24 protein-coding genes are annotated in these 24,793 nt (G+C 70.9%); 3 read left to right on the top strand and 21 right to left on the bottom strand.

Translation table 11 applies throughout. The features are described from left to right. Nucleotides 1-51: 51 nt before the first annotated feature. From BBH68_RS15675 to ctaD, 5 genes are all read right to left on the bottom strand, one after another. Nucleotides 52-528 (bottom strand): cupin domain-containing protein, encoded by a 477-nt coding sequence (locus BBH68_RS15675; RefSeq protein WP_065962836.1) that lies wholly within the window; start codon nt 526-528, stop codon nt 52-54. A gap of 57 nt (nt 529-585) precedes the next feature. Beyond that, nucleotides 586-2,529 (bottom strand): AMP-dependent synthetase/ligase, encoded by a 1,944-nt coding sequence (locus tag BBH68_RS15670; protein WP_065962834.1) that lies wholly within the window; start codon nt 2,527-2,529, stop codon nt 586-588. A 148-nt stretch (nt 2,530-2,677) separates the two neighbouring features. Then, nucleotides 2,678-3,325: a TetR/AcrR family transcriptional regulator gene (locus BBH68_RS15665; RefSeq protein ID WP_065962832.1), complete on the bottom strand. Its 648-nt coding sequence runs from the start codon at nt 3,323-3,325 to the stop codon at nt 2,678-2,680. A 204-nt stretch (nt 3,326-3,529) separates the two neighbouring features. Then, nucleotides 3,530-3,901, bottom strand: coding sequence for a hypothetical protein (locus tag BBH68_RS15660; protein WP_065962831.1), 372 nt, complete (start codon nt 3,899-3,901; stop codon nt 3,530-3,532). 7 nt (nt 3,902-3,908) lie between these two features. Further along, nucleotides 3,909-5,582 carry an aa3-type cytochrome oxidase subunit I gene (gene ctaD, locus BBH68_RS15655; RefSeq protein WP_065962829.1) on the bottom strand — a complete coding sequence of 558 codons (1,674 nt, stop codon included), beginning with the start codon at nt 5,580-5,582 and terminating at the stop codon, nt 3,909-3,911. Nucleotides 5,583-5,741: 159 nt separating this feature from the next. On the opposite strand from ctaD, the gene BBH68_RS15650 reads away from it, so the two are divergent. Continuing rightward, nucleotides 5,742-7,364 (top strand): GMC oxidoreductase, encoded by a 1,623-nt coding sequence (locus BBH68_RS15650; protein ID WP_065962827.1) that lies wholly within the window; start codon nt 5,742-5,744, stop codon nt 7,362-7,364. A 136-nt stretch (nt 7,365-7,500) separates the two neighbouring features. Here BBH68_RS15650 and BBH68_RS15645 read toward each other — a convergent pair whose 3' ends face one another. Next, complete coding sequence (locus BBH68_RS15645; protein ID WP_065962825.1) at nt 7,501-8,598, bottom strand: NAD(P)/FAD-dependent oxidoreductase; 1,098 nt, start codon at nt 8,596-8,598, stop codon at nt 7,501-7,503. A 195-nt stretch (nt 8,599-8,793) separates the two neighbouring features. Here BBH68_RS15645 and BBH68_RS15640 point away from each other — a divergent pair, with 195 nt between their 5' ends. Then, entirely contained in the window at nt 8,794-9,150 is a 357-nt protein-coding gene (locus BBH68_RS15640; RefSeq protein ID WP_065962823.1) for a carboxymuconolactone decarboxylase family protein, read from the top strand. Between the two features lie 84 nt (nt 9,151-9,234). On the opposite strand, the gene BBH68_RS15635 is transcribed toward BBH68_RS15640, so the two are convergent. The 8 genes from BBH68_RS15635 to BBH68_RS15600 all read right to left on the bottom strand — a co-directional run bounded on the left by BBH68_RS15635 (nt 9,235) and on the right by BBH68_RS15600 (nt 17,011). Beyond that, a complete protein-coding gene (locus BBH68_RS15635) occupies nt 9,235-10,566 on the bottom strand; it encodes a dicarboxylate/amino acid:cation symporter (RefSeq protein WP_425428815.1) in 1,332 nt (443 codons plus the stop codon). 352 nt (nt 10,567-10,918) lie between these two features. Further along, nucleotides 10,919-11,206 carry a DUF4229 domain-containing protein gene (locus tag BBH68_RS15630; protein WP_174589032.1) on the bottom strand — a complete coding sequence of 96 codons (288 nt, stop codon included), beginning with the start codon at nt 11,204-11,206 and terminating at the stop codon, nt 10,919-10,921. A 42-nt stretch (nt 11,207-11,248) separates the two neighbouring features. Next, on the bottom strand, nt 11,249-11,971 hold the full coding sequence (locus tag BBH68_RS15625; protein ID WP_065962819.1) for a UdgX family uracil-DNA binding protein: 723 nt from the start codon (nt 11,969-11,971) through the stop codon (nt 11,249-11,251). A gap of 96 nt (nt 11,972-12,067) precedes the next feature. Then, nucleotides 12,068-13,246 carry an aminofutalosine synthase MqnE gene (mqnE, locus tag BBH68_RS15620; protein WP_065962874.1) on the bottom strand — a complete coding sequence of 393 codons (1,179 nt, stop codon included), beginning with the start codon at nt 13,244-13,246 and terminating at the stop codon, nt 12,068-12,070. A 58-nt stretch (nt 13,247-13,304) separates the two neighbouring features. Further along, on the bottom strand, nt 13,305-13,766 hold the full coding sequence (locus BBH68_RS15615) for an Lrp/AsnC family transcriptional regulator (RefSeq protein ID WP_065962814.1): 462 nt from the start codon (nt 13,764-13,766) through the stop codon (nt 13,305-13,307). A gap of 142 nt (nt 13,767-13,908) precedes the next feature. Continuing rightward, the gene (locus BBH68_RS15610) at nt 13,909-14,577 is read right to left on the bottom strand and encodes a UbiX family flavin prenyltransferase (protein ID WP_065962812.1); all 669 of its coding nucleotides are present in this window, start codon (nt 14,575-14,577) and stop codon (nt 13,909-13,911) included. A gap of 62 nt (nt 14,578-14,639) precedes the next feature. Next, entirely contained in the window at nt 14,640-15,563 is a 924-nt protein-coding gene (gene mqnP, locus BBH68_RS15605) for a menaquinone biosynthesis prenyltransferase MqnP (RefSeq protein WP_065962809.1), read from the bottom strand. Further along, nucleotides 15,560-17,011, bottom strand: a complete 1,452-nt coding sequence (locus BBH68_RS15600; protein ID WP_065962808.1) for a menaquinone biosynthesis decarboxylase — start codon at nt 17,009-17,011, stop codon at nt 15,560-15,562. The genes mqnP and BBH68_RS15600 overlap by 4 nt, the downstream gene beginning before the upstream one ends. An 85-nt stretch (nt 17,012-17,096) precedes the next feature. Here BBH68_RS15600 and BBH68_RS15595 point away from each other — a divergent pair, with 85 nt between their 5' ends. Beyond that, nucleotides 17,097-17,492: a PLD nuclease N-terminal domain-containing protein gene (locus BBH68_RS15595; RefSeq protein WP_065962807.1), complete on the top strand. Its 396-nt coding sequence runs from the start codon at nt 17,097-17,099 to the stop codon at nt 17,490-17,492. 217 nt (nt 17,493-17,709) lie between these two features. On the opposite strand, the gene BBH68_RS15590 is transcribed toward BBH68_RS15595, so the two are convergent. The 7 genes from BBH68_RS15590 to BBH68_RS15560 form a co-directional block, all read right to left on the bottom strand. After that, complete coding sequence (locus tag BBH68_RS15590; protein WP_065962805.1) at nt 17,710-18,732, bottom strand: CU044_5270 family protein; 1,023 nt, start codon at nt 18,730-18,732, stop codon at nt 17,710-17,712. Continuing rightward, nucleotides 18,729-19,376: an RNA polymerase sigma factor gene (locus BBH68_RS15585; protein ID WP_065962804.1), complete on the bottom strand. Its 648-nt coding sequence runs from the start codon at nt 19,374-19,376 to the stop codon at nt 18,729-18,731. Before BBH68_RS15585 ends, BBH68_RS15590 begins: the two co-directional genes overlap by 4 nt. 95 nt (nt 19,377-19,471) lie before the next feature. Beyond that, nucleotides 19,472-20,554, bottom strand: a complete 1,083-nt coding sequence (gene ccsB / locus BBH68_RS15580) for a c-type cytochrome biogenesis protein CcsB (protein ID WP_065962802.1) — start codon at nt 20,552-20,554, stop codon at nt 19,472-19,474. Next, entirely contained in the window at nt 20,551-22,338 is a 1,788-nt protein-coding gene (gene resB / locus BBH68_RS15575) for a cytochrome c biogenesis protein ResB (RefSeq protein ID WP_065962800.1), read from the bottom strand. The genes ccsB and resB overlap by 4 nt, the downstream gene beginning before the upstream one ends. A 3-nt stretch (nt 22,339-22,341) precedes the next feature. Then, nucleotides 22,342-23,118 carry a cytochrome c biogenesis CcdA family protein gene (locus BBH68_RS15570; protein ID WP_076970862.1) on the bottom strand — a complete coding sequence of 259 codons (777 nt, stop codon included), beginning with the start codon at nt 23,116-23,118 and terminating at the stop codon, nt 22,342-22,344. Beyond that, on the bottom strand, nt 23,115-23,732 hold the full coding sequence (locus tag BBH68_RS15565; protein ID WP_065962796.1) for a TlpA family protein disulfide reductase: 618 nt from the start codon (nt 23,730-23,732) through the stop codon (nt 23,115-23,117). Before BBH68_RS15565 ends, BBH68_RS15570 begins: the two co-directional genes overlap by 4 nt. Before the next feature lie 76 nt (nt 23,733-23,808). Continuing rightward, nucleotides 23,809-24,793, bottom strand: a 985-nt coding sequence (locus BBH68_RS15560; RefSeq protein ID WP_065962795.1) for a polysaccharide deacetylase family protein, incomplete at its 5' end; no start/stop codon positions are given.

Below are 24,793 nucleotides of genomic sequence, written 5' to 3'. Positions count from 1 at the left end.
TCGGGATCCGTCTGCGGCATCCGTCCCCGGCGTCCGGTTTGTTTTCATCACTTATTCATTTCCGGCTTTCCCGTTGTTTCCCTCCGGCAGCAGCCGGAAGTCAGTGAAGTCGAATCCCGGCGAGACCACACAGCTCACCAGCGCCTCCCCGTCCCCCGCCGGGCGGGCCGCCTGCCAGACACCGGGCGGAACGACCGCCTGGGGCCGCTGGCCGGCCGCCAGGTCCGTGCCGAGGACAAGCTCCGTGGGGTTCCGGGTGTCCGGCTGCTCCCCGTCGCCCCCGAGGAGCAGCCGCAGCGGACCGCCGCCGTGCCACAGCCACAGCTCGGCGGAGCGCACGACGTGCCAGCGGGACTCCTCGCCGGGCGTCAGCAGGAAGTAGATGGCCGTGGCCGTGGCGCGCTCGCCGTCATAGCCCGGTGGCCGGAAGGTGACCTCGCCGCGCCAGGTCTCCCGGTACCAGCCGCCTTCCGGGTGCGGCTGGAGGTCGAGCGCTTCGGCCGTGGCCGGCCTGCGGATACCAGTCATCCGGTCAGCCTATAGACCCTCGTCCTTGTAGAAGCTCGTCCTTGTGGACCCTCGTCCTCATAGACCCTCGTCCCGCGCCTCACCCGTCACGCGCACGACGGCATCCGCGTACAGCGCGTCGATCTCTTCGGCGAAGTCCCGCGCGACCGCCGCCCGCCGCAGCTTCAGCGACGGCGTCAGATGCCCGGCCTCCTCGGTGAACGACACCGGCAGCACGGCGAAGCGGCGGATCGACTCGGCGCGCGAGACCAGCTCGTTGGCGTCGTCCACCGCCCGCTGGACCTCGGCGAGCAGCAGCTCGTCGGCGACCAGCCGGCCGATCGGCACGCCCTCCCGCTGCCGCATCCGCCGCCAGTGCGCCAGCCCGTCCGGGTCCAGGGTGAGCAGCGCCGTGACATACGGGCGGTTGTCGCCGATCACCATGCACTGGCCGACCAGCGGGTGGGCGCGCAGCCGGTCCTCCAGCGGGGCGGGCGCCACGTTCTTGCCGCCCGAGGTGACGATCAGCTCCTTCTTGCGGCCGGTGATGGTCAGATAGCCCTCGTCGTCCAGCGCGCCGAGGTCGCCGGTGGCGAACCAGCCCTCCGCGCCGGCCTGCGTCACCGCCCGGCCCGACCGGCCGTCCCAGTAGCCGGAGAAGACCTGCCCGCCGCGCAGCAGCACCTCGCCGTCTCCCGCGATCCGCACCGCGCTGCCGGGCAGCGGCCAGCCCACGGTGCCCGCGCGCGGGCGCAGCGGGGGTGTGACGGTGGCGGCGGCGGTCGTCTCCGTCAGGCCGTAGCCCTCGAAGATCTCGATGCCCGCGCCCGCGTAGAAGGCGGCGAGCCGGCGCCCGAGCGGGGAGCCGCCGCAGATCACATAGCGCACCTTGCCGCCGAGCGCGTCCCGGATCCGGCGGTAGACCAGCGGGTCGTACAGCGCGTGGGCGGCGCGCAGCACCGGCCCGGGGCCGCTTCCGGTGCCGCGCCGGGCCTCCTCCAGCGCCGTGCCGTACCGCCTCGCCACGCCGGCCGCGCGGTCGAAGGAGGCGGCGCGGCCCATGCGTTCGGCCGTCGCCCGCCCGGTGTTGTAGACCTTCTCCAACACATAGGGGATGGCCAGCAGGAAGGTCGGCCGGAATCCGGCGAGGCCCGCGAGGAGGTCCTCGGTGCGGAGGCTGGGCGCGTGGCCGAGCCGTACCCGCGCCCGCAGGCAGCCCACCGCAATCATCCGGCCGAACACATGCGACAGGGGCAGGAAGAGGAGGGTGGCGGCGGGCTCCTTGCTGACGGACTTGAAGACGGGGTGGAGCAGTTCGATCGCGTTGTCCACCTCGGCGAAGAAGTTGCCGTGGGTGAGCACGCAGCCCTTGGGGCGGCCGGTGGTGCCCGAGGTGTAGACGAGGGTCGCGATGTCGTCCGGCCCGCGGCCGGCCCGCCGCCTCGCCACCTCCTCGTCGGGGACCGCCCGCCCGGCCGCGGTGTTCTTGGCCACCGCCCCGGCGTCGAACTGCCACAGATGGGTGAGCGCGGGCAGCTCCCGCCGTACGGACGTGACCAGCCGGGACTGCTCGACGCTCTCGACGACGCAGGCCACCGCGCCCGAGTCCCGCAGGATCCAGTGGGTCTGTTCCCGCGAGGAGGTGGGGTAGACCGGGACGGTGACCAGGCCGGCGGCCCAGGCGGCGAAGTCGAACAGCGTCCATTCGTAGGTGGTGCGGGCCATGATGGCCAGCCGGTCGCCGGGCCGCAGACCGTGGGCGATCAGGCCCTTGGCGCAGGCCAGCACCTCGGAGGCGAAGGCGGCGGCGGTGACGTCCCGCCAGTTCCCGTCCGGGGTGGGGCGGCTGAGGACGGCGGCGGTGGGGGCCTCGGCGGCGTTGGCGAAGGGGATGTCGGCGAGGCTGCCGCGGGTGACGCGCGGGGCGAGCGGGGGGACGGCGGCCTGCCGTGTCCTGCCGCCCTCGGACCGCAGTTCGGGTGGGGTGAGGGTGGGGGTGGGAGGTGCTGGGCGCTGGCGCATGACGACTCCTGACCCGTCAGTAACCTTACTTCAGGGTAACCACCCGGGGAATCCTCGGGGAAGACCTGTGCGGGCTCCTGGGAGCCGACGGGGCCGTGCCGCACGCCTGCGGCCGATATCCCCGGCCCGTGCCGTGCGCCTGCGCCCGTTACCCCCGCGCGTGCTCGCCGGGCGACCAGCGCTCGCCCCGCAGCAGATTTCCCAGCCCCGCCCAGGCGAAGTTCATCAGCGTGGCCGCCGCCTCCTCGGCCGAGGGGCCGCCGCCCGCCGGGTCGCTCGCCCACTCGGCCAGCGACTCCGCCGCGCCCACCAGCGCGTGCGCGAGCCCGGACGCCTCGCCGCCGGTCATCCGGCGCGCCCGCGCCGGCCCGCACGCGCTCTCGCGCGCGGCCACCGCGAGGAGGTGCGTCACGAACTCCACGATCTCCACCCGCATCGCGGCGACCTCAAGAGCGAAGGGGTCGCCGTGGGTGCGGGCCTGGACGTGCAGCAGCGTCCAGCCGTCCGGGTGCTCCGCGGTGTGCGCGAAGAAGCCGTGCAAGCCGCTCCACAGCCGGCGGTCGGCGGGCGCGTCGTGCTCGACGGCGGCCCGTATCGCGGCCACCAGCGCGGCGGCCTCCCGCCGGACGCAGGCCGCGAACAGCTCGTCCTTGGAGTTCAGATACAGATAGACCAGCGGCTTGGAGACCCCGGCCAGCTCGGCGATGTCGTCCATGGAGGCGTTCCGGTAGCCGCGCCGCGCGAAGGTCCGTACGGCCGCGTCGAGCATCTGCTGCTCGCGTACGGCCCTCGGCATCCGCCTGCTCTTCGTCGCCCCGCCCACGCCGGCCGCCCCCTTCGCCCGTGCCCCCGGCAGCCTTGACCGCCTGACAGCTCATCACCTGATCACCGATCATCCGATCGCTTGATCACCTGATCGCCTGTTTGCCTGATCACTTGATCGGCGTCAAGCCTAAGGCGGCCGGGCACCCCTCACCGCGCTTCCGGAACTTCCGGAAGATCAGCCTCCCGGCCGCACCCCCAGGGCCGCCCACAGCGCGACCGCGCCCATGACGGCCAGCACCGTCAGGGCCACCAGGACCACCGCGACACACCGGTACAGCAGACGCCGCCGCAGCTCCTCGTACCGCGCCGTGTACTCGGCGCGCAGCTCCTCGCAGCGGTCGGCGATGCGACGCAGCATGCGCCGGGAGAGCTCGACACGCTCCTCGGCGTACAGCCGGACCACCTCCTCGCGCTGGGTGGCGGTGAGCCAGGGCAGCCGGTCGGCGTACGCCTCGGCCTCCGCACGGGCGTCGCCGAGTTCGCGCTGGCACAGCAGATAACCCTCCAGCCGGGCGATCCCCGACTCGATCTCATCGGGTCCGGGCACGGGTCGCTCAGGCCCGTTCGCGCTGCGGCGATTCGGTGACGGCCGCGATATCGGGGTGGTGCAGGTCGAAGGCGGGGGATTCGCTGCGGATCTTCGGCAGGGCGAGGAAGTTGTGCCGCGGCGGTGGGCAGGATGTCGCCCATTCCAGCGACCGTCCGTAACCCCAGGGATCGTCCACGGTCACTTTCTCTCCGTATTTGGCGGTCTTCCAGACGTTGTAGACGAACGGGAAGGTGGACATGCCGAGCAGAAACGCGCCGATGGTGGAGACGGTGTTCAGTCCGGTGAAGCCGTCCGAACTCAGATAGTCGGCATAGCGGCGCGGCATTCCCTCCGCACCGAGCCAGTGCTGGACGAGGAAGGTGGTGTGGAATCCGGTGAACAGGGTCCAGAAATGCAGTTTCCCGATCCGCTCGTCCAGCATTCTGCCGGTGAATTTCGGCCACCAGAAGTAGAAGCCGCCGAACATCGCGAACACCACGGTGCCGAAGACGACGTAGTGGAAGTGGGCGACCACGAAATAACTGTCACTGACGTGGAAGTCGATGGGCGGCGAGGCCAGGAGCACCCCGGTGAGCCCGCCGAACAGGAAGGTGACGAGGAATCCGATGGCCCACAGCATCGGCGTCTCGAAGGAGAGCGCCCCCTTCCACATGGTGCCGATCCAGTTGAAGAACTTCACTCCGGTGGGCACCGCGATGAGGAAGGAGAGGAGCGAGAAGAACGGCAGCAGCACCGCCCCGGTGACGAACATGTGGTGCGCCCAGACCGTGGCCGACAACCCGGTGATGGCGATCGTGGCCCCGATCAGGCCCACGTATCCGAAGATCGGCTTGCGGCTGAACACCGGGATGATCTCGGTGATCACCCCGAAGAACGGCAGCGCGATGATGTAGACCTCGGGATGGCCGAAGAACCAGAACAGGTGCTGCCACAGCAACGGGCCGCCGTTGGCCGGGTCGTAGACATGCGCCCCGAACTTTCGGTCCGCCTCCAGCGCGAAGAGGATCGCGGCCAGCACCGGGAAAACCATGATCACCAGAACGCTGGTGAGCAGGATGTTCCAGGTGAAGATCGGCATCCGGAACATCGTCATGCCCGGGGCGCGCATGCAGATGATGGTGGTGATGAAGTTGACCGCGCCCATGATCGTGCCGAATCCGGAAAGCGCCAGGCCCATCACCCACATGTCGCCGCCCAGATTCGGCGAGTGCGTCTTGTCCGACAGCGGCGTATAGGCGAACCAGCCGAAGTCGGCGGCCCCGTTCGGGGTGATGAATCCGGCCACCGCGATGAGCGAGCCGAAGAGATACAGCCAGTAGGCGAGCATGTTCAGTCGCGGGAACGCCACGTCCGGGGCGCCGATCTGCAACGGCATGATCGCGTTGGCGAAGCCGGCGAACAGCGGCGTCGCGAACATCAGCATCATGATCGTGCCGTGCATGGTGAACGCCTGGTTGTACTGCTCGTTCGAGACCAGCTGGGTGCCCGGCCGCGCCAGCTCCGCCCGCATCACCATCGCCAGCAGCCCGGCGAACAGGAAGAAGGCGAAGGACGTCACCATGTACAAGGTGCCGATCTTCTTGTGGTCGGTGGTGGTCAGCCACGAGATGATGACCGTGCCCACCCTGTTCCGGCCGCGGGGCTCGTGCTGCTCCGCCCGCCTCGCCTCTACCGCCATCGCTCCTCCGCCCGACGCCCTACGCGTCCGACGTTCATAACGCGCCTGGGACAGAAGAGGCCGTTATGACCCTTTGGTGGGCGTGTGACGGAAGTGGTCAGAAAAAGACCATGTGTGAGCGGGATGGGCGGAGCCCCGGATTCCGCACACGATGCGAGCATGACAGCAAATCTGACGCGTCGTCACATCCTTGGTCTGGCCGCGCTGCGCGGCGCCGCGGCCCTCGGGCTCACCCGCATAGCCCTCTCCCCGGCGGCCGCCGCCGATCGCCCCAGCGGCGCCGAGTACGCCCCCGCCGTCGTCGTCGGCTCCGGCTACGGCGCGGCGGTCGCCGCGCTGCGGCTCGGCGAGGCGGGCGTCCGCACCCTCGTCCTGGAGATGGGGCGGCTGTGGGACACCCCCGCCGCCGACGGCAGGGTCCACTGCTCGATGACCGCCCCCGACCGGCGCTCCATGTGGTTCAAGACCAGGACCGAGGCCCCGCTGGCCACCTTCCTGTGGCTGGACGTCATCAACAAGGACATCACCCCCTACCCCGGCGTCCTGGACCGCGTCCGCTTCCCCCACATGTCCGTCTACGTCGGACGCGGCGTCGGCGGCGGGTCGCTCGTCAACGGCGGCATGGCGGTCACCCCGTCCCGCGCGTACTTCCAGGAGGTGCTGCCCCAGGTCGACGCGGCCGCGATGTACGCCACCTACTTCCCGCTCGCCCGTCGCATGCTCGGCGCCGCCACCGTCCCGTCCGCCTGGTTCGAGTCCACCGAGTGGTACCAGTACGCCCGTGTCTCCCGCGACCAGGCGAAGGCGGCGGGCCTGAAGACCGTCTTCGTCCCCAATGTGTACGACTTCGACTACATGCAGCGCGAAGCCGCCGGGACCGTGCCCAAGTCCGCCCTCGCCCAGGAGGTCATCTACGGCAACAACTTCGGCAAGCGCAGCCTCGACAAGACGTACCTCCCGGCGGCGCTCGGCACCGGGAACGTCACCATCCGCACCCTCAGCCGGGTCAGGGCCATCCGCCGGGCCGCCGACGGCACGTATGTCCTCACCGTCGACCGCCTCGACGACACCGGCGCCGTCGTCGCCACCGACGAGATCTCCTGCCGCTCGCTCTTCCTCGGCGCGGGCAGCCTCGGCACCACCGAACTCCTCCTCCGCGCCCGCGAGACCGGCGCCCTGCCCGCCCTGAGCCCGCAGGTCGGCCAGGGGTGGGGCGGCAACGGGAACGTCATGCTCGGCCGGGCCAACCACATGTGGCACCCGACCGGCGCCCACCAGTCCACGATCCCGGTGCTCGGCATCGACGACTGGTCCAACGCCGCCAACCCCGTCTTCGCCGAGATCGCCCCGCTCCCGGCCGGCATCGAGACCTGGGCCAGCCTCTACCTGGCCATCACCAAGAACCCCGAGCGCGGCACCTTCACCTACGACGCCGCCAAGGACGCCGCCGTCCTCAACTGGACCGGCGCCCAGAGCGCCCCCTCCATCGCCGCCGCCAAATCCCTCTTCGACCGCGTCAACGCCGCCAACGCCACCATCTACCGCTACGACCTCTTCGGCGACACCCGCGCCTTCGCCGCCGACTTCTGCTACCACCCCCTCGGCGGCTGCGTCCTGGGCCGCGCCACGGACCCGTACGGCCGGGCCCTCGGCTACGACCGGCTGTACGTCACCGACGGCTCCCTCGTCCCGGGCTCCATCGGCGTCAACCCCTTCGTGACCATCACCGCCCTGGCCGAGCGCACCATGGCCCGCGTCCTGGCCGAGGACAACGTGGGCTGACCCCAGGGGGCGGCGCACCCCGCCCCTCACCGGCACCCCGGAGCCCCCGCCGGCCGCGACACCGCCGGCCCGGCCGACCGCTGCGGGCCCGCGGCCCCCGCCCCCGCCCCCGCTAGAGGCCGCCGGCCCCGCCCCGCTACGGGCGCTCGGCTCCTTCGGTGCCCCCCACCGTGCGCCCCACCGGGTCGAGGCCATGACGGCGATCGCCCAGGACCCGCGCACTGACCTCGGCCTCCTCGGCCGGCCCGAACACATCCCCGGCGGCGCCCCCGGAGACGACCGCCCTGCGGCGTGCCACGGCGGCATCCGTATCCGCCTCCACCAGGTCCGCGTTGATCGCCATCGCGGCCTGGACCCCGGCCGCCTGAGCGAGCGGGACACCGGCCAGCGGATCGGTGACGTTCCCCGCCACCCACACCCCGGCCACCTCGGTGAGGCCGCTCGCGTCCGAGGCCACGTGCGTCCCGACCCCCCGGGGATGCTCCACCGCCCTCAGTCCGAGGCCCGAGAGGACCTCGCCGCGGGCCACCATCCGCGGCGCCACCGCCAGCGCCTCCACCGGCACCAGGCGCCCCGAGGCCAGCCGGACCCCGGCCAGCCGGTCGTCCTCGACGGCCAGCCCGGTCACCTCGCCGTCGACCACCGCGATCCCGCGCGCCGCCAGCCGCTCCCACTGCTCCTCGGCCAGGTCGGCCCCGGTGTGCAGGAACAGCGTCACGCGAGGCGACCACTGCCGGAACAGCAGCGCCTGGTGCAGCGAAAGCGGACCGCCGCCGAGCACGCCGATCGGCGCGTCGCGCACCTCCCAGCCGTGGCAGTACGGGCAGTGCAGCACATCCCGCCCCCACCGCTCCCGCAGCCCGGGCACCTCGGGCAACTCATCGACCAGCCCCGTCGTCACCAGCAGCCGCCGGGCCCGGAAGCCACGCCCGCTCCCGGTCTCGACCACGAAGCCGCCCTCCTCCCGCCGGGCGCGAACCGCCCGGTCCGACACGACCCGCCCGCCGTACCCGGCCACCTCCTCCCGGCCGATCCGCAACAGCTCCAGCGGAGGCACCCCGTCCCGCGACAGCAGCCCGTGGGCTCCGGCGGCCGGCGCGTTCCGCGGCTCCCCGGAGTCGACCACCAGCACGGACCGCCGAGCCCGCGCCAGCGTCAACGCCCCCGCCAGCCCGGCCGCCCCGCCACCGACCACCACGACATCGAACTCTTCCGAAACCTTGTTCTCGGTCATGCGCCCACCTTGCGCCCGGCGTGCCGAAACGGCCACTTTCCTTGCCGATCCAGCAAGGCTCACCCGAGCAGCCCAGCGGGCGTGAGCCACAGGGGGCCTTTACGGTGAAGGAGCAAGCCGCCGAACGCGTGGGGAATCCCGTGGTCAGCGGGTGGCGCGTGTCGGCTACGTACAGCACCGGAAGGCGATACGGACATGGCCACAACGTCAGAAACGCCCGTTCTCGACACCCTCGCCGCCATGACAGTCGACTCCATCGACCGCTGTGGTCTGGACGACCGCACGCTCATCCTCACCCGCCTCGCCGCGCTCGTCGCCATGGACGCACCGGGGATCTCCTACCTCGCCCACGTCGATCCCGCGGTCAAGGCCAACCTGACGGCCGAGCAGCTGCAAGACGTTCTCGTCGCGATCGCCCCCGTCGTGGGCACGGCGCGCGTCATGTCGGCCGCGAGTCACATCACCAAGGCGCTCGGCTTCACCATCGCGTTGGCCGAGGCCGAAGCCGCGACAATCGCCGAGGCCGACGCCCGCCACCGGAGCAAGTCCTGAGCGAACAAAACGCATCGCCCCGCTCCCGGCCGGGGGCGGCGGGGAGCGGGGCGACGGTGGGGTCCGGCGCGGGCCGGGGTGGGGTCAGGCCGCGGCGGGGACGGCGTGGCGGTCGTCGGTGGTCTCCACGTCGTCGAGCGCGGAGGCCGAGGCGTGGTCGTAGGCCTGGCGGTCGAGGATCTTCTCGCGGGCCGAGACGAGGACCGGGACCAGCGCCTGGCCGGCCACGTTGGTCGCGGTGCGCATCATGTCCAGGACCGGGTCGATGGCCATGAGGAGGCCGACGCCCTCCAGGGGGAGACCCAGGGTGGACAGGGTCAGCGTCAGCATGACGGTGGCGCCGGTGAGGCCGGCCGTGGCGGCCGAGCCGATGACCGAGACGAAGGCGATCAGCAGGTAGTCGCCGACACCGAGGTGCACGTCGAAGATCTGGGCGATGAAGATCGCGGCGATCGCCGGGTAGATCGAGGCGCAGCCGTCCATCTTCGTCGTGGAGCCGAAGGGCACCGCGAAGGAGGCGTACTCCTTCGGGACGCCGAGGCGCTCGGTCACCTTCTGGGTGACCGGCATGGTGCCCACCGAGGAGCGGGAGACGAAGGCCAGCTGGATGGCGGGCCAGGCGCCCTTGAAGAAGTTGAGCGGGTTGACCTTGGCGACCGTGGCCAGCAGCGTCGGGTAGACGCCGAACATCACCAGGGCGCAGCCGACGTAGATGTCGGCGGTGAAGGTCGCGTACTTGCCGATGAGGTTCCAGCCGTACTCGGCGATGGCGTAGCCGATGAGGCCGAGGGTGCCCAGCGGGGCGAGGCGGATGACCCACCACAGGGCCTTCTGGAGCAGCTCCAGGACGGCCTGGCTGAGGGTGAGGATCGGCTGCGCCTTCTCGCCGAGCTTGAGGGCGGCGACGCCCGCGACGGCGGCCATGAAGACGATCTGCAGGACGTTCAGCTCGGTGAAGGGCGTGATGACGTCGGTCGGCACGATGCCGGTGAGGAAGTCCAGCCAGGAGCCCGCGTGGTCCGGCTTGGAGCCGTCCTGCGGGGTGAGGCCGGTGCCCGCGCCCGGGTTGGTGACCAGGCCGATGGCCAGGCCGATGGCGACCGCGATCAGGGAGGTCGCCATGAACCACAGGAGGGTGCGGGTGGCAAGGCGCGCGGCGTTGTTGACGTTCCGCAGGTTGGTGATCGACACGAGGATCGCGAAGAAGACCAGTGGGGCGACGGCGAGCTTCAGCAGCTGGACGAAGATCGAGCCGATCTTGTCGAGGGTGGTGACCAGCCAGCTCACGTCACCGCTGCGGGCGGCCCAGCCGAGCAGCACGCCGAGCACCAGGCCCAGCAGGATCTGCGCCCAGAACGGCACCTTGGGCAGGCGTATGGAGGACGTCGGGGAGGACGTCTTGGGGGCGGAGGACAACGGACACACTCCGAAGGCAGGGGACGGCGGGGGAAGAGAACAGGGGAAAGCCAGGAGTCCGTACGGGATCTCCGGCCGCTGGGCAGGGAACGGGTCAGCGGCGGCGACAGGCCGCTGAGCGGCAGCGGCAGAGATCGATGTGCAGGCGCGCCACGAGCGGAACGCTCGCGGGGAATCGGGGCGCGGCTGCTGTCGTCATGACGAAAACATTAACACTCTGACTTTGAGTTCCCCATAGGCGAGCTTTTACACACAGCGGGCCGAACACCACAACGCCCCGCCGGCCAGCGGAAGCTGGCCGGCGGGGCGCCGGACGGGTGTGAGGAGTCTTACAGCGGGTGGCGGGCGCTGCTCAGGCGACGTCCTCCTGGCTCTGGTTCGCCGAGAGCCGCTCCTTGGCGCGCTCGACCCGCTCCGCGACCTGCACCGCCATCTCCTCGCGCTGCTTGCGCAGCAGGACGAAGCTCAGCGGCGCCGAGACGACCAGGGCGAGCAGCACGACCCAGAAGAGGTTCGCGTTGCCCAGCGCCGAGCGCAGCAACGGGGAGTACGCCAGGCCCCACATCACCAGGAAGCAGCCCGCGAAGATCCCCAGGCGCATGGCGGTGTAACGGAACGTCGCGCTCGGCTTGAAAGACACGGCCGTCTTCTTTCTGCTGGGAAGTCCTGCCCATCCAGTGAATCACGGACCTCCGAGCGCCTCGGCGACGACCCTGAGGTCCGAGACCAGCCCCTGGTAGGCGGCCTCGCGGTCGTCGGCGCGGAGCACGGCGGAGGGATGGATGGTGGCGACCACGCACTCGCGCGGCTCCGCCTCGGGGGCCGGGCCGTGGCCGTCGAGCGGCGGGCAGGGCAGCAGCATCCCGCGCTGCTTGCCGACCCGGAAGGAGGGGCCGAGCAGCGCCTTCCCGGCCGTCGCGCCCAGCGCCACGATCACCTCGGGTTCGATCAGGTGCAGCTCGGCCGCCAGCCACGGCCGGCAGGCGGTCATCTCGCGCAGGCTCGGCGGCTTGTGGATGCGCCGCTTGCCGCGCCCGGGGAGGTGGCCGAACTTGAAGTGCTTGACGGCGTTGGTGACATAGGTCTCGGTCGGGTCGATCCCCGCCTCGTCCAGGGCCCGCATCAGCACCTTGCCGGCGGGCCCCACGAACGGGCGCCCCTGCCGGTCCTCCTGGTCGCCGGGCTGCTCCCCGACCAGCATCACGCGGGCGGCCGCGTCCCCGGAGCCGAAGACCGTCTGGGTCGCCTCGCGGTGCAGCGGGCAGCCGCGGCACCCGGCGGCCGCCTCGCGCAGCGCGGCCAGGTCGGCGTCGCGCGGCACGAAGGGCTCGGCGGTGTAGGCGTCCTCGGGGTCGCGCGCCGCCTCGGCGGCGGCCCTCCCGGTGGACCCTCGGGCTGCGGCCATGCGGCCCGGGTACCCGCCCCGGCGGGCCTCAGACAGCCGCAGACAGCCGCAGGCGGGCACCCCTCAGCAGCCGGCCGCACACAGCCGCAGGACCGCTCAGACGCGCATCGGCTGCGGCGCCTCGCGCCGGGCCGGGTCCGGGCCGTCGTACTCGCGGATGATCTCGTACCGGGTGTTCCGCTCCACCGGCCGGAAGCCCGCGTCCCGGATCAGCTCCAGCAGGTCGTCGCGGGTCAGCTTGTTCGGCGTGCCGTAGTTGTCGGCGTCATGGGTGATCTTGTACTCGACGACCGAGCCGTCCATGTCGTCCGCGCCGTGGTTGAGCGCCAGCTGCGCGGTCCGTACGCCGTGCATCACCCAGAAGACCTTCACATGGGGGACGTTGTCGAACAGCAGGCGCGAGACGGCGAAGGTCTTCAGCGCCTCAGCGCCGGTGGCCATGGTGGTCCTGGCCTGCAGCCGGTTGCGGATCTTGCCGTCCTTCATGTCCACGAAGTCGTGCTGGTAGCGCAGCGGGATGAAGACCTGGAAGCCGCCGGTCTCGTCCTGCAGCTCGCGCAGCCGCAGCACGTGGTCCACCCGGTGCCTCGGCTCCTCGATGTGCCCGTAGAGCATGGTGCAGGGGGTCTTGAGGCCCTTCTGGTGCGCCAGCCGGTGGATGCGCGACCAGTCCTCCCAGTGGGTCTGGTGGTCGACGATGTGCTGCCGGACCTCCCAGTCGAAGATCTCCGCGCCGCCGCCGGTGAGCGACTCCAGACCGGCGTCGATGAGCTCGTCCAGGATCTCCGAGGCCGGCAGGCCGGAGATCTTCTCGAAGTGGTGGATCTCGGTGGCGGTGAAGGCCTTCAGCGACACCTCCGGAAGGGCTTCCTTCAGCGCCTTCAGCGAGCGCGGGTAGTAGCGCCAGGGGAGGGTCGGGTGTAGGCCGTTGACGATGTGCAGCTCGGTGAGGTTCTCGTTCTCCATCGCCTTGGCGAGGCGGACGGCCTCCTCGATGCGCATGGTGTAGGCGTCCTTCTCGCCGGGCTTGCGCTGGAAGGAGCAGTACGCGCACGAGGCGGTGCACACATTGGTCATGTTCAGGTGGCGGTTGACGTTGAAGTGGACCACGTCACCGTTCTTGCGGGTGCGCACCTCGTGGGCCAGCCCGCCGAGCCAGGCCAGGTCGTCGGACGCGTACAGGGCGATACCGTCCTCGCGCGACAGCCGCTCTCCGGCGCGGACCTTCTCTTCCAGTTCGCGCTTGAAACCCGCATCGTCGATAGACGCAGTCATGCGGCCGCCTCCCATACGTCAGCTTATGTAGGCCTTTGCTTAAGTGGCCTTCCTGAGGCTACGCCTTGACGTCGTCGGGCAGTTCGCCGACCCGGTTCTCCCACTTCGTGGACAGCACGATCGTCGTACGCGTACGGGAGACGCCCTTGGTGCCGGACAGCCGGCGGATGGTCCGCTCCAGGCCGTCCACGTCCGTGGCGCGCACCTTGAGCATGTACGAGTCGTCGCCCGCGATGAACCAGCAGTCCTCGATCTCGGCCAGGTCGCGCAGCCGCTGCGCCACGTCCTCGTGGTCGGTGGCGTCGGAGAGCTGGATGCCGATGAGGGCGGTCACCCCGAGGCCGAGGGAGGCGGCGTCGACGGTCGCGCGGTAGCCGGTGATCACTCCGGCCGCCTCCAGGCGGTTGATCCGGTCCGTGACGCTGGGCCCGGAGAGGCCGACGAGCCGGCCGAGCTCCGCGTAGGAGGCCCTCCCGTTCTCCCGCAGGGCCTGGATGAGCTGCCTGTCCACCGCGTCCATATGCCGTGCGCCTTCCATTATTCAGAGATACAGCAAGTTTACATGCAGAATCTAAGGCATAAGGGCATCGCGCCCTCTAAACCTTGCAGGTCTGCCGGTCTTGTGGGCGTCGCGGGCGAGGACCGGCCGACGGCCCGGTCCGCTAGGCGTCCCCGGTCCCACCCCTCAGTTCCCCCTCCCAGCGGCGGTAGAGCTTGTGCGGCACCCCCGCCGCGTCCAGCACCCGGCCCGCCACGAAGTCCACCAGGTCCTGGATGTGGGTCGCCCCCGCGTAGAACGCGGGCGAGGCGGGCACCACCACCGCGCCCGCCTCGTCCAGCGCGACCAGGTGTCTGAGCGTCTGGCCGCTCAGCGGCGCCTCCCGCACCGCGACCACGAGCGGGCGGCGCTCCTTGAGCGTCACGCTCGCCGAGCGCTGGAGCAGGTCCTTCGACAGCCCCAGCGCCACCCCCGCCACACACGCGGTGCTCGCCGGGACGATCAGCATCCCCTTGACGTCATAGCTGCCCGAGGACGGGCCCGCGGCCAGGTCCCCGGCCGCCCAGTGGCGCACGTCCGCCACGTCCACCCCCGGCTCGAAGGCGTCGGGCGTGCCGTCCGCGCCGCGCGCCAGCCAGCGGCCGAGGTCCTCGCGCCAGTGCGCGTCCCGGAAGGAGATGCCCGTCTCGTCCAGCAGCGTCAGCCGCGAGGCCCGGCTCACCACCAGGTCCACGGCCTCCCCCGCGGACAGCAGCGCGCGCAGCACGGACGCCGCGTACGGCGTCCCGGACGCACCGGAGACACCGACCACCCAGGGCCGGCGCCGGCTCACTTCTACGTGCGGCCTGTACGGCTCGTGCGGCGGCTCCACACGACGAGCCTAACCGGCGGGTCTCACAGGCTCAGTCCCCGCACCAGCAGGTCGAGCAGCGCGCAGCAGAACAGCGCGATCCCGACGAAGCCGTTGACCGTGAAGAAGGCCCGGTTGAGCCGGGACAGATCGCCGGGCCGCACCACCGAGTGCTCGTACCAGAACGCCGCCGCCACGATCAGCAGACCGAGCCAGAAGAAGAACCCGGCGCCGGTGGCCAGCCCGTACCAGCCGAGCAGCAGCGTGGTGACGACATGGCAGACCCGCGCCCCGTACAGCGCCCCGGCGATACCGAAGCGGGCCGGCACCGACTTGACGCCGTGGGCCCGGTCGGCCGCCACATCCTGGCAGGCGTAGATCAGGTCGAAGCCGCCGATCCAGACGCCGACCGCGAGCCCGAGGATCACCGCGTCCCAGGACCACTCCCCGGTGACCCCGATCCAGGCCCCGACCGGGCCCATGGCCTGGGCGAGGCCGAGGATGGCGTGCGGGAAGTCCGTGAAGCGCTTCCCGTACGGATAGACCACCATCGGGACGACCGCGACCGGCGCCAGCGCCAGGCACAGCGGGTTCAGCAGCGCCGCGGCGCCGAGGAAGACCGCGAGCGCGACCAGCGCCCCGATCCAGGCGGAGCGCACCGGCACCACGCCGGTGACCAGCTCACGGCCCGCGGTGCGCGGATTGCGGGCGTCGATCTCCCGGTCGATGATCCGGTTGCAGGCCATCGCGAAGGTGCGCAGCCCCACCATGGCGACGGTCACCAGCAGCAGCCGCAGCCAGTGGACCGTGCCGTCCCACAGCTGCATCGCGGTCAGCGAGGCGATGTAGGCGAAGGGCAGCGCGAAGACCGAGTGCTCGATCATCACCAGCCGCAGGAAGGCGCGGACGCGGCCGGGCCGCGCGGGCTCGGGGCCGAGGAGGTCCGGCGTCGCGGAGTCGGCGCTCACAGCCCGTACTCCTTCCAGCGGCGGGTCACCTTCGCGGCCGTGTCCGGGTCCGGCTCGACCATGCGCGGCCAGCCGCCGTCGCGCGTGTAGCCCTCCTCGGGCCACTTCGCGGTGGCGTCGATGCCCGCCTTGCCGCCCCAGAACTGCTGGTACGAGGCGTGGTCCAGGTGGTCGACCGGGCCCTCGACGACCGTCAGGTCGCGGGCGTAGTCCGTGTTGCCGAGCGCCCGCCAGGACACCTCGTGCAGATCGTGGACGTCGCAGTCGGCGTCGACCACGACGATCAGCTTGGTCAGCGACATCATGTGCGCGCCCCAGATGGCGTGCATCACCTTCTGCGCGTGCTTGGGGTACTTCTTCTCGATGGAGACGATCGCGCAGTTGTGGAAGCCGCCCGACTCCGGGAGGTGGTAGTCCACGATGTCCGGAATGATGATCTTGAGCAGGGGGAGGAAGAACCGCTCCGTCGCCCGCCCCAGCGGCCCGTCCTCGGTCGGCGGCCGGCCCACCACGATGGACTGGAGCAGCGGGCGCTGCCGCATCGTCACACAGTCGATGGTGAGCGCCGGGAACGGCTCCTGCGGGGTGTAGAAGCCCGTGTGGTCGCCGAACGGCCCCTCGGGCAGCATCTTCCCGGGCTCCAGCCAGCCCTCGATGACCACCTCGGCGTGCGCCGGCACCTGGAGCGGCACCGTCTTGCAGTCGACCATGTCCACCCGCCGGCCCTGGAGGAAGCCCGCGAAGAGGTACTCGTCGATGTCGCCGGGCAGCGGCGCGGTCGCGGCGTACGTCACGGCGGGCGGCGCGCCGAAGGCGATCGCCACCGGCAGCTTCTCGCCCCGCCTGGCGGCCACTTGGTAGTGGTTGCGGCTGTCCTTGTGGATCTGCCAGTGCATGCCGATGGTGCGGCGGTCATGGCGCTGGAGGCGGTACAGGCCCAGGTTGCGCACCCCGGTCTCCGGGTGCTTGGTGTGCGTCAGGCCGAGGTTGAAGAAGGAGCCGCCGTCCTCGGGCCAGGTGAACAGCGCGGGCAGCGCCTCCAGGTCGACGTCGTCGCCGGTGAGCACCACCTCCTGGACGGGCGCGTCCTTCACCTTCCGCGGCGGCACGTGCGCCACGGCGCCGAGCTTCCCGAACGCCTCGCGCAGCCCGCCGAAGCCGTGCGGCAGCTCCGGCTTGACCAGCCCGCCGATCTTCTCGCCGATCTCCTCGTACGAGCCGAGCCCGAGGGCCTTGAGGAGGCGGCGGTCGGTGCCGAAGACGTTCATCGCCAGCGGCATGGACGCGCCCTTGACGTTCTCGAAGAGCAGGGCCGGACCGCCCGACTTGTTCACCCGGTCGACGATCTCCCCGATCTCCAGATACGGGTCGACTTCGGCCTTGATGCGCCTGAGGTCTCCCTCGCGGTCGAGCGCCCGCAGAAAGGAGCGAAGATCGTCATAAGCCATGCGTTCCAGTATCCGACACGCACTACCCTGGACCCGTCACGGGGCCGCACACGGCCCACCATCGTTCCCCGGGGGACCGGCCATCATGCTCAGGTACCTGCCCTTCCTGCTCATCCTGGCACTGTGGATCTATGCCTTCATCGACTGCCTGAACACCCCCGAAGAGGAAGTGCGCCACCTCCCCAAGGTGGCGTGGGTCATCATCGTGCTGCTCTTCGGCGAGGTGCTGATCGGCCCGGTCGCCTGGCTGGTCGCCGGCAAGAACCGGCCCGCGCTCGCGGGCGCCGGCGGGGGCGGGTCCCCGGCCGGGCGCCGGCAGGAGTGGGTCGCGCCGGACGACAACCCGGAGTTCCTCAAGTCCCTCCGGGAGGAGAACAAGAAGGACGAGGAGCTGCTCAAGGACTGGGAGGCGGATCTGCGCCGCCGCGAGGAGGAGCTGCGCCGCAAGAACAACGAGGGCTCGGGAGACACGAACGAGTAAGCCTTAAGGGCGACGCGCGGCGACACACAGAGGCGTAGGGGCCGGTCGGCCCGTACGCCTCTTCACGTGTCGGCGTCGTGCGAGTCAGCGCCTCGCCGTGTCGGTGCCTCGCGAGTCAGCGCTTCGCCGTGTCAGCGCTTCGCCGTGGGTGCCTCGCTGTGTCGGCGTCCAGCGAGTCAGCGTCTTCCCGCCGTGCCCGCCGCCGTGTGTGTCACCGTCATGAGGGGCGCTGTCCCACCTTGTCCACGACGGCGCGCTCGACGACCGCGGAGGTTCCGGTCACCTGGCCGGCCTTCACCCCGTGCGACGACTCGAGGGCGACGGTGCGCGTCCCCAGGTATTCACCGGTCTTCTCGTCGAAGATCCACTCATTGCGTTCGCCGGTGCTGTACGAGTCGACCCGCGCCACCGCGACGCCGTGCCGCCCGGCGGCGTCCACCGCGTCGGGCACCACCACCACACCGGGGATCTTGGCGACGGCACGGTAGAGGGCGGCGCTCACCTTGGGCGGCATCATGCCGTGGAGGAGTTCACCGGCGAGGACGAAGGCGTCCTGGTCCCGGTCCCGCCCGCTCTCCCCCTCGTGGCCCGTGTGGCCGTACAGCCACCTCCGCATCGCTTCCGGGTCGGTCGGCAGGGTCTGCAGATGGCGGTAGTTGACGCTCTGGTCGTAACCGGGCTTCCCGGGCGCGGGATCGGGGTCGTTGGGCAGGTCGAGGGGCGGGTTCCCGCGCGGCTCGAGCATCCGTCCCTTTCGCGTGCCGTCCACGGACGTCCAGTCCTCGAGGTCGTGGAGCGGGGCGAGCACGGTCGGCTTGCCGTCGGTGACGGTCGCGTACGAGACCAGGCTCTTGGTGTACACGAACTGGTCGTCACGGATGCCGGCGTGGGCCTTCTTCTTCTCCGCGACCGTCGCGACGCGGGCGAGCACCCGGGCCGCGCCGCCCGTGGTGTCCGCGCCCGCCCGGGGCGCGAAGGCGTAGGTGGCCGTGCCGTCCCTGGCGACCTCCGTCCGGGTACCGCCGTCGCCGGAGCCCGCCACCGCGATCCCCGCGACCACGGCGAGCGCCAGGGCGCCGGCGAGGGCGGGGCCCGCGACGGCCGGGCGCAGCCACCTCCTGCGGGGTTCTCGGACCGCCTGGGCCTCGGTCTGCCGGATCTCGCGCATCAGGTGCTCCTTGAGGAGTCGGTGACGGCCCGGCGGAAGGTCGCGCTCGGGGAGCGGCGGGATGTCGTTCATCGGTTTCCCTCCTCGATGGGCCTGGCCGCGGGTGTGCGGCCATCTCTCACCTGTGCGCGGCGGCGGGCGGGTTCCCGGTTCCGGTCCGCGGCCTTCTCGGTCTTCGTGGTCTTCTCCGTCGCCGCGGCGAGCTTCTTGCGGGCCCGGGACAGCCGCGAGCGCACCGTGCCCACGGGGACGCCGAGGGCCTCGGCGGCGGCCGCGTAGTCGAGCCCGGACCACACGCACAGGGCGAGGACCTCGCGCTCGGGGCGGCGCAGAGCCTCCAGGGCGGTCGTCACGGAGGCGAGCAGGTCCGTGTCGTCGATACGGGAGGCGACGTCGTCGGCGAAGTCCCGTACGGGCTCCTGGCGCGGCAGCCGGCTCAGGGCGACGGCGTGGCGGCGGGCGGCGCGCCGGGCGTTGCGGACGGTGTTGGTGGCGATGCCCAGCAGCCAGGGCCGCAGGCTGCCGCCCTCGGCGTCGATCCGGCCGCGCAGCCGCCAGGCTTCGAGGAAGGTCAGGGACACCATGTCCTCCGCCGTCGACCAGTCCCCCGTCAGCCGGTAGGCGTGGTTGTGGACGGAGCGCGCGCAGGCGTCGAACAGCTCCCCGAAGGCGTCGGGGTCCCCGTCTCTGATACGGGTTCGAGGTTTCGTCTCCACGTCCGGGGACTGTCCGCACGACGAGGGCCGGTTCCCGTGATCGAGGTCACGGGAACCGGCCCTGTGCGGTCGGCGGCGTGTCAGACGTGGGCGGATCAGACGCCGGCGTAGGAGTGCTTGCCGCTGATGAGCATGTTGACGCCGTAGTAGTTGAACAGGTAGCAGGCGAAGGCGAGCAGCGCGAGGTAGGCGGCCTTACGGCCCTTCCAGCCGGCGGTGGCGCGGGCGTGCAGGTAGGCGGCGTAGGCGACCCAGGTGATGAAGGACCAGACCTCCTTGGGGTCCCAGCCCCAGTAGCGGCCCCAGGCGGCCTCGGCCCAGATCGCGCCCGCGATGATCGTGAAGGTCCACAGCGGGAAGACCGTGGCGTTGATGCGGTACGCGAACTTGTCCAGGCTGCCGGCCGCGGGCAGCCGCTCCAGGACGGACGCGAAGCGGCCGGGCTCCCCGCCCTTGGCGAGCTTCTCCTCGTGCCGGTCGCGGAAGAGGTAGAGCAGCGTGGCGACGGCGCCGAGGTAGAGGCAGGCGCCGGAGATGATCGCGCAGCTGACGTGGATCCACAGCCAGTACGAGTGGAGGGCGGGAACCAACTGGGCGCTGGCGGTGTACAAGACAGAGACAGCGAGACCGAGGTCGAGGAGGACCGTGGTGACCAGGGGGAGCCCGAGCCAGCGCACGTTCTTCTTCAGCGCGAGCAGGGTGAGGTACGCGCCGACCGCGACCATGGCGAAGGTCGTGGAGAACTCGTACATGTTGCCCCAGGGGGCGCGCTGTACGGACAGGGCGCGGGTGAGGACGGCGCCCGCGTGCATCAGGAAGGCGAGCACGGTGAGGCCGACGGCGATGCGGCCGTACAGATCGCCCTGCTCGGTGCCGCCCCCGGCGCCGGGCCCGTCGGGCACGTCCCGGGTGCCCGCGGCGGAGCGGGTGACGATCTTGGGGCGCTCGAGGACGGCGGTGCCGCCGCCCTGGGCGGCCCGCACGGTGACCTCGGCGGGGGCGGAGGCGGCGGGGGCGGCGGTGATGGCGGCGGCGGTGCGGCCGACGGCGCTGCGGCTGCCGAACACCCACTCGGCGATATGGGCGAGGAAGGCGAGGGTGTAGACCGCCATGGCCGAATAGATCAGCACATTGCTGATATGGGCCAGATTCTCGTTGGTTTCGGCAGCGAGGTTCACGCGCGCGCTCCTTCGGAAGGATCAGCGGGTTGTGCGGTGTCGGTCCCGGCGGTGTCGGTCCCGGCTTCGGCGGTGCCGGCTTCGGGGTCCGGGTCCGGTTCCGGGTCCGGGTCCGGCGCGGGCGGGGCCTCGGACTGGAGGGCCACGGCGAGGTCGGCGAGTTCCTCGGGGAGCTTCGCGGACTCGCTGCGGCCGAGCCCCGCCATCTCGACCACGGTGACGCCGTCGTCTCCGGTCACCGCGCGGACCCACACCCGGCGGCGCTGGATGAACAGGGAGGCGGCGAGGCCGATCAGGGCGGCGACGGCGCCCACGAGGGCGTAGTCGTTGCCCGGGCGGTGGGAGATCTGGAAGGTGGCCCAGGTCTTGATGCCCTCCAGCTTCAGGGTCCCCGCGCCGCCCGGCAGCTTCATGGAGTCGCCCACCCGGAGCACCTTCGCGAAGGGCGACCCGTCGGACTTCTTGAACTGCTTCATCCGGGAGGTGTCGAGTTGGTAGACGTTCTGCGGGATCCCGCCGTCCACCCCCAGGTCGCCGCGGTAGGCGGTCAGGATGAGCGCCGGATTGTCCAGCGCCGGGAACTGGGAGAACATCGTGCCCGTGCTCAGGTCGAGGGTCGGCACGAACTGGCCCTGGAAGCCGAGCTGGTCCTTCTTGCCGTTCTTGTCACGGTAGTCCGGGACCTTGACGACCACGTTCTCGGTGAGGTTGACCCCGTCGATCGGCAGCGAGGCCACGGCGCCGCGGTAGGCGACCCGGCCCTGCCCGTCGCGGACCGTGACGACCGGGGCATAGCCGTGGCCCAGCAGATAGACCTTGGAGCCGGCGACCTCCAGGGGCTCATTGACCTTGATCGAGGTCTTGTGCTCCTTGCCGTCCGCGCCCTCCCAGTAGGTGACATCGGCGCGGAAGGTGCGGGGGGTGCGCTTCTGCGGGCCGGTGCGCTCGTAGGTCGCCGTGAAGCGGTCCAGCGTGAAACCGAAGGGAGCGAGGTCGTTCTTGTCGAAGAGCGTGCCCGACTTGAAGTCGTCGTACTGCGTCAGGTTGTTGGCGAAGCCGTCGCCCTCGACGATCAGCTTGCCGCCCTCGGCCTTGTACAACTGCCCGACGGCGAAGGCCACCAGCATCACGATCAGCGCGATGTGGAAGAGGAGGTTGCCGGCCTCGCGCAGATAGCCCTTCTCGGAGGCCACCGCGTCACCGACCGTATGGGTCCGGAAGCGGCGCCGCCTGAGGATCCGCCGGGCGGCCTCACGCACCTGCTCCGGCTCGGCCTCGGTCCGCCAGGTGGTATACGCGGGCAGCCGGGTCAGCCGGCGCGGGGCGCCCGGCGGGCGGCCGCGGAGCTGGCCGACGAACTGCCAGGTGCGCGGCACGATGCAGCCGATCAGCGAGACGAACAGGAGGATGTAGATCGCCGAGAACCACACCGAGCTGTAGACGTGGAAGAGCCCCAGCTTCTCGTAGACCGGTGTGAGCGTCTCGTGCCGCTGCTTGAAGTTGTCCGCCTTGACCGGGTCGATGCCGGTCTGCGGGATCAGCGAGCCGGGGATCGCGCCGAGCGACAGCAGGAAGAGCAGCAGCAGCGCGACCCGCATCGAGGTCAGCTGCCGCCAGAACCACCGGGCCCATCCGATCGGCCCCATGGAGGGGACGCTGATGTCCTCGGCGGGGGCGGTGGACAGCTGGGCCCCCGCCGCGCCGAGCTCGCGCGCGTCGGCGGGTCCGGCGGCTCCGTTCTCGGTGCCGCTCCCCGTGGCGGTGTCGGTATCGGTGGTGGCCATCGATCAGATCCCAACGTTGAAGCGCAAGGCCCATGCCTGCATGTCGCCCATGATGCTGTCCCAGACACCTGTGAGGAGCAGCACCCCGAGGGCGACGAGCATGCCGCCGCCGATCCGCATCACCCAGACGTAGTGCCGCTTGACCCAGCCGAACGCGCCGAGCATGCGCCGATAGGCGAGGGCCACGGCGATGAACGGCAGCCCGAGCCCGAGGCAGTAGGCGACCATCAGCAGGGCCCCGCGCCCCGCGCTCGCCTGTTGCATCGCCAGGATGTTGACGGCGGTCAGCGTCGGGCCCAGGCACGGGGTCCACCCCACGCCGAACAGGGCGCCCAGCAGCGGCGCGCCCACCAGTCCCATCCCGGGCTTCATATGGAAGCGGAACTCCCGCTGCCCGAAGCCCTTCAGCAGCCCCATGAAGGCGAGGCCCATGACGATCGTGACGACCCCGAGCACCTTGGAGAGGGTTTCCCTGTGCTCCTGCAGCGTCCAGCCGAAATTGCCGAAGAAGGCGCCGGTGGAGACGAAGACGGCGGTGAAGCCGAGCACGAAGAGCGAGGCGCCGGCCACCATCCGGCCGCGCTTGGCGGCGCCCAGATCCGTACCGGTGACGCCTGTGACATACGACATATAGCCGGGCACGAGCGGCAGGACGCAGGGCGAGAAGAAGGAGACCAGCCCGCCGAAGACGGCGACCGGCAGCGCCAGCAGCAGCGCCCCGGTCAGGACGGTCTCGTTGGCGCCGGGGACGGCGGCGGCGAGGGTGCTCACGGGCGTCACTTCTCCGCGATCAACGGCTCGACCATCTTGCGCAGGGCCTCCTCGCTCAGCGGGGTGAGCGCGCGCGCCGCGATCCGGCCCTGCCGGTCCAGGACGATGGTCGTGGGGATGGCCTGCGGGTTGAGGCTGCCCTTCGGGAAGCGCAGCATGAGCTTGCCGATCGGGTCGTACAGGCTCGGGTACTGGACCTTGAATTCCTTCTCGAACTGGATCGCGTTGGCCCGGTCCGAGTCACGGGTGTTGATCCCCACGAACCGCACCCCGTCGGCCTCGGTGTCCTTGGCGACCTTGACGAGGTTGGGCGCCTCGGCCCGGCAGGGGGTGCACCACGAGCCCCAGACGTTGAGCACGACGATCTTGCCCTTGTAGTCGGCGAGATCGAGCTGCTTGCCTTCGAGGGTCTTGCCCGTGATCTCGGGGGCGTGTTTGCGGTCACCCTTGGCGACCGTGTCCACCCCGCCCTTGCCCTGGACGAACTTGGTGTCGCTGGAGCCGCCCGACGTGCCGCCCGCGCCACAGGCGGACAGGGTCAGCGCGGCAACCGCGGCTCCGGTGGCCAGCACGGTTGCGCGACGGCGGGTCGCGAGGCGCCGAGGGGCGCGGCAGGCACTCATGTGAAAAGTTTCGCATGCGCCTTTCGCGGATCTTCGGCACCCCCCTCGCCCCCGCGGGCCCCCGCTCAGGGGGCGCTCAGGCGGCCGCGGGGCGCCACGCCTCCCCCACGCCCAGGGTGCGCAGATGGGCGAGGACCTGGGGGTCCTGGGCGTCCATCCAGTCCGTGAGCTGTCGGAAGGACACCAGCCGCACGTCCTTCCGCTTTTCGTCCGCGATGTGCTTCAGCGCCTCCTCGACGGCGTCCATGTAAATGCCGCCGTTCCACTTCTCGAAGTGATTACCGATGAAGAAGGGCGCGCGATTGGACTCGTAGGCCCGCTGGAAACCGGATATGTACGCCTGGGCCGCCTGCCGGCGCCAGGCCGGGTAGTTGGCCGGCGGGGCGTTCGTCGAATTCCGCGACTGGTTGGCCAGCATGTTGTAGTCCATGGACAGCACTTCGAAGGAGTGCCCGGGAAACGGGATCTGCTGCAGCGGGAAGTCCCACAGGCCCTGCTTCTTCGACGGCCACACCTGGCGCCCGCCGGGCGAGCTGGCGTCGTAGCGCCAGCCCAGCTCCCGGGCGGTGGGCAGCAGGTTGTCCTGGCCGAGCAGGCATGGCGTGCGGCCGCCGACGAGTTCCTTGCGGTAGTCGAAGGGCAGCGGTTCCAGGTCCGTGAAGCCGGTGTTGGTGCGCCATTTTGTGACGAATGACACAGCCTGGTCGATCTCGGACCGCCACTGGGCGGGCGTCCAGTTGGCGACCGTGCCGGTCCCGGAGCAGAAGTGGCCGTTGAAGTGGGTGCCTATCTCATGGCCCTCCAGCCATGCCTCGCGCACGTTCTGCAAGGTCATCCGGACGTGGTCGTCGGTGAGATAGCCGATGTCGGAGGCGCCCACCGGGTTGTTCGGCGGCCGGTAGAGGCTCTTCTTCCCCTCCGGCAGGCAGTACAGCCCGGACAGGAAGAAGGTCATGGCCGCGCCGTGGTCCTTCGCGAGCTTGCGGAAGCGCGGGAAGAGGCCGTTGCCGACCTCCCCCGCCCCGTCCCAGGAGAAGACCACGAACTGCGGTCTGGCCCGG

Source organism: Streptomyces sparsogenes (assembly GCF_001704635.1).
Lineage (GTDB): Bacteria > Actinomycetota > Actinomycetes > Streptomycetales > Streptomycetaceae > Streptomyces > Streptomyces sparsogenes.
This window is presented reverse-complemented; position numbering and strand designations above follow the sequence as displayed.

Coding starts and splice junctions, on each gene's coding strand:
- mqnE (WP_065962874.1), bottom strand. CDS start 13,246: ATGACTGCGTCTATCGACGATGCGGGTTTCAAGCGCGAACTGGAAGAG.
- BBH68_RS15645 (WP_065962825.1), bottom strand. CDS start 8,598: ATGACCGAGAACAAGGTTTCGGAAGAGTTCGATGTCGTGGTGGTCGGT.
- BBH68_RS15670 (WP_065962834.1), bottom strand. CDS start 2,529: ATGCGCCAGCGCCCAGCACCTCCCACCCCCACCCTCACCCCACCCGAA.
- BBH68_RS15615 (WP_065962814.1), bottom strand. CDS start 13,766: ATGGACGCGGTGGACAGGCAGCTCATCCAGGCCCTGCGGGAGAACGGG.
- BBH68_RS15565 (WP_065962796.1), bottom strand. CDS start 23,732: ATGAGTGCCTGCCGCGCCCCTCGGCGCCTCGCGACCCGCCGTCGCGCA.
- BBH68_RS15665 (WP_065962832.1), bottom strand. CDS start 3,325: ATGCCGAGGGCCGTACGCGAGCAGCAGATGCTCGACGCGGCCGTACGG.
- BBH68_RS15590 (WP_065962805.1), bottom strand. CDS start 18,732: ATGAACGACATCCCGCCGCTCCCCGAGCGCGACCTTCCGCCGGGCCGT.
- BBH68_RS15600 (WP_065962808.1), bottom strand. CDS start 17,011: ATGGCTTATGACGATCTTCGCTCCTTTCTGCGGGCGCTCGACCGCGAG.
- BBH68_RS15595 (WP_065962807.1), top strand. CDS start 17,097: ATGCTCAGGTACCTGCCCTTCCTGCTCATCCTGGCACTGTGGATCTAT.
- BBH68_RS15675 (WP_065962836.1), bottom strand. CDS start 528: ATGACTGGTATCCGCAGGCCGGCCACGGCCGAAGCGCTCGACCTCCAG.
- BBH68_RS15650 (WP_065962827.1), top strand. CDS start 5,742: ATGACAGCAAATCTGACGCGTCGTCACATCCTTGGTCTGGCCGCGCTG.
- ctaD (WP_065962829.1), bottom strand. CDS start 5,582: ATGGCGGTAGAGGCGAGGCGGGCGGAGCAGCACGAGCCCCGCGGCCGG.
- BBH68_RS15640 (WP_065962823.1), top strand. CDS start 8,794: ATGGCCACAACGTCAGAAACGCCCGTTCTCGACACCCTCGCCGCCATG.
- resB (WP_065962800.1), bottom strand. CDS start 22,338: ATGGCCACCACCGATACCGACACCGCCACGGGGAGCGGCACCGAGAAC.
- BBH68_RS15625 (WP_065962819.1), bottom strand. CDS start 11,971: ATGGCCGCAGCCCGAGGGTCCACCGGGAGGGCCGCCGCCGAGGCGGCG.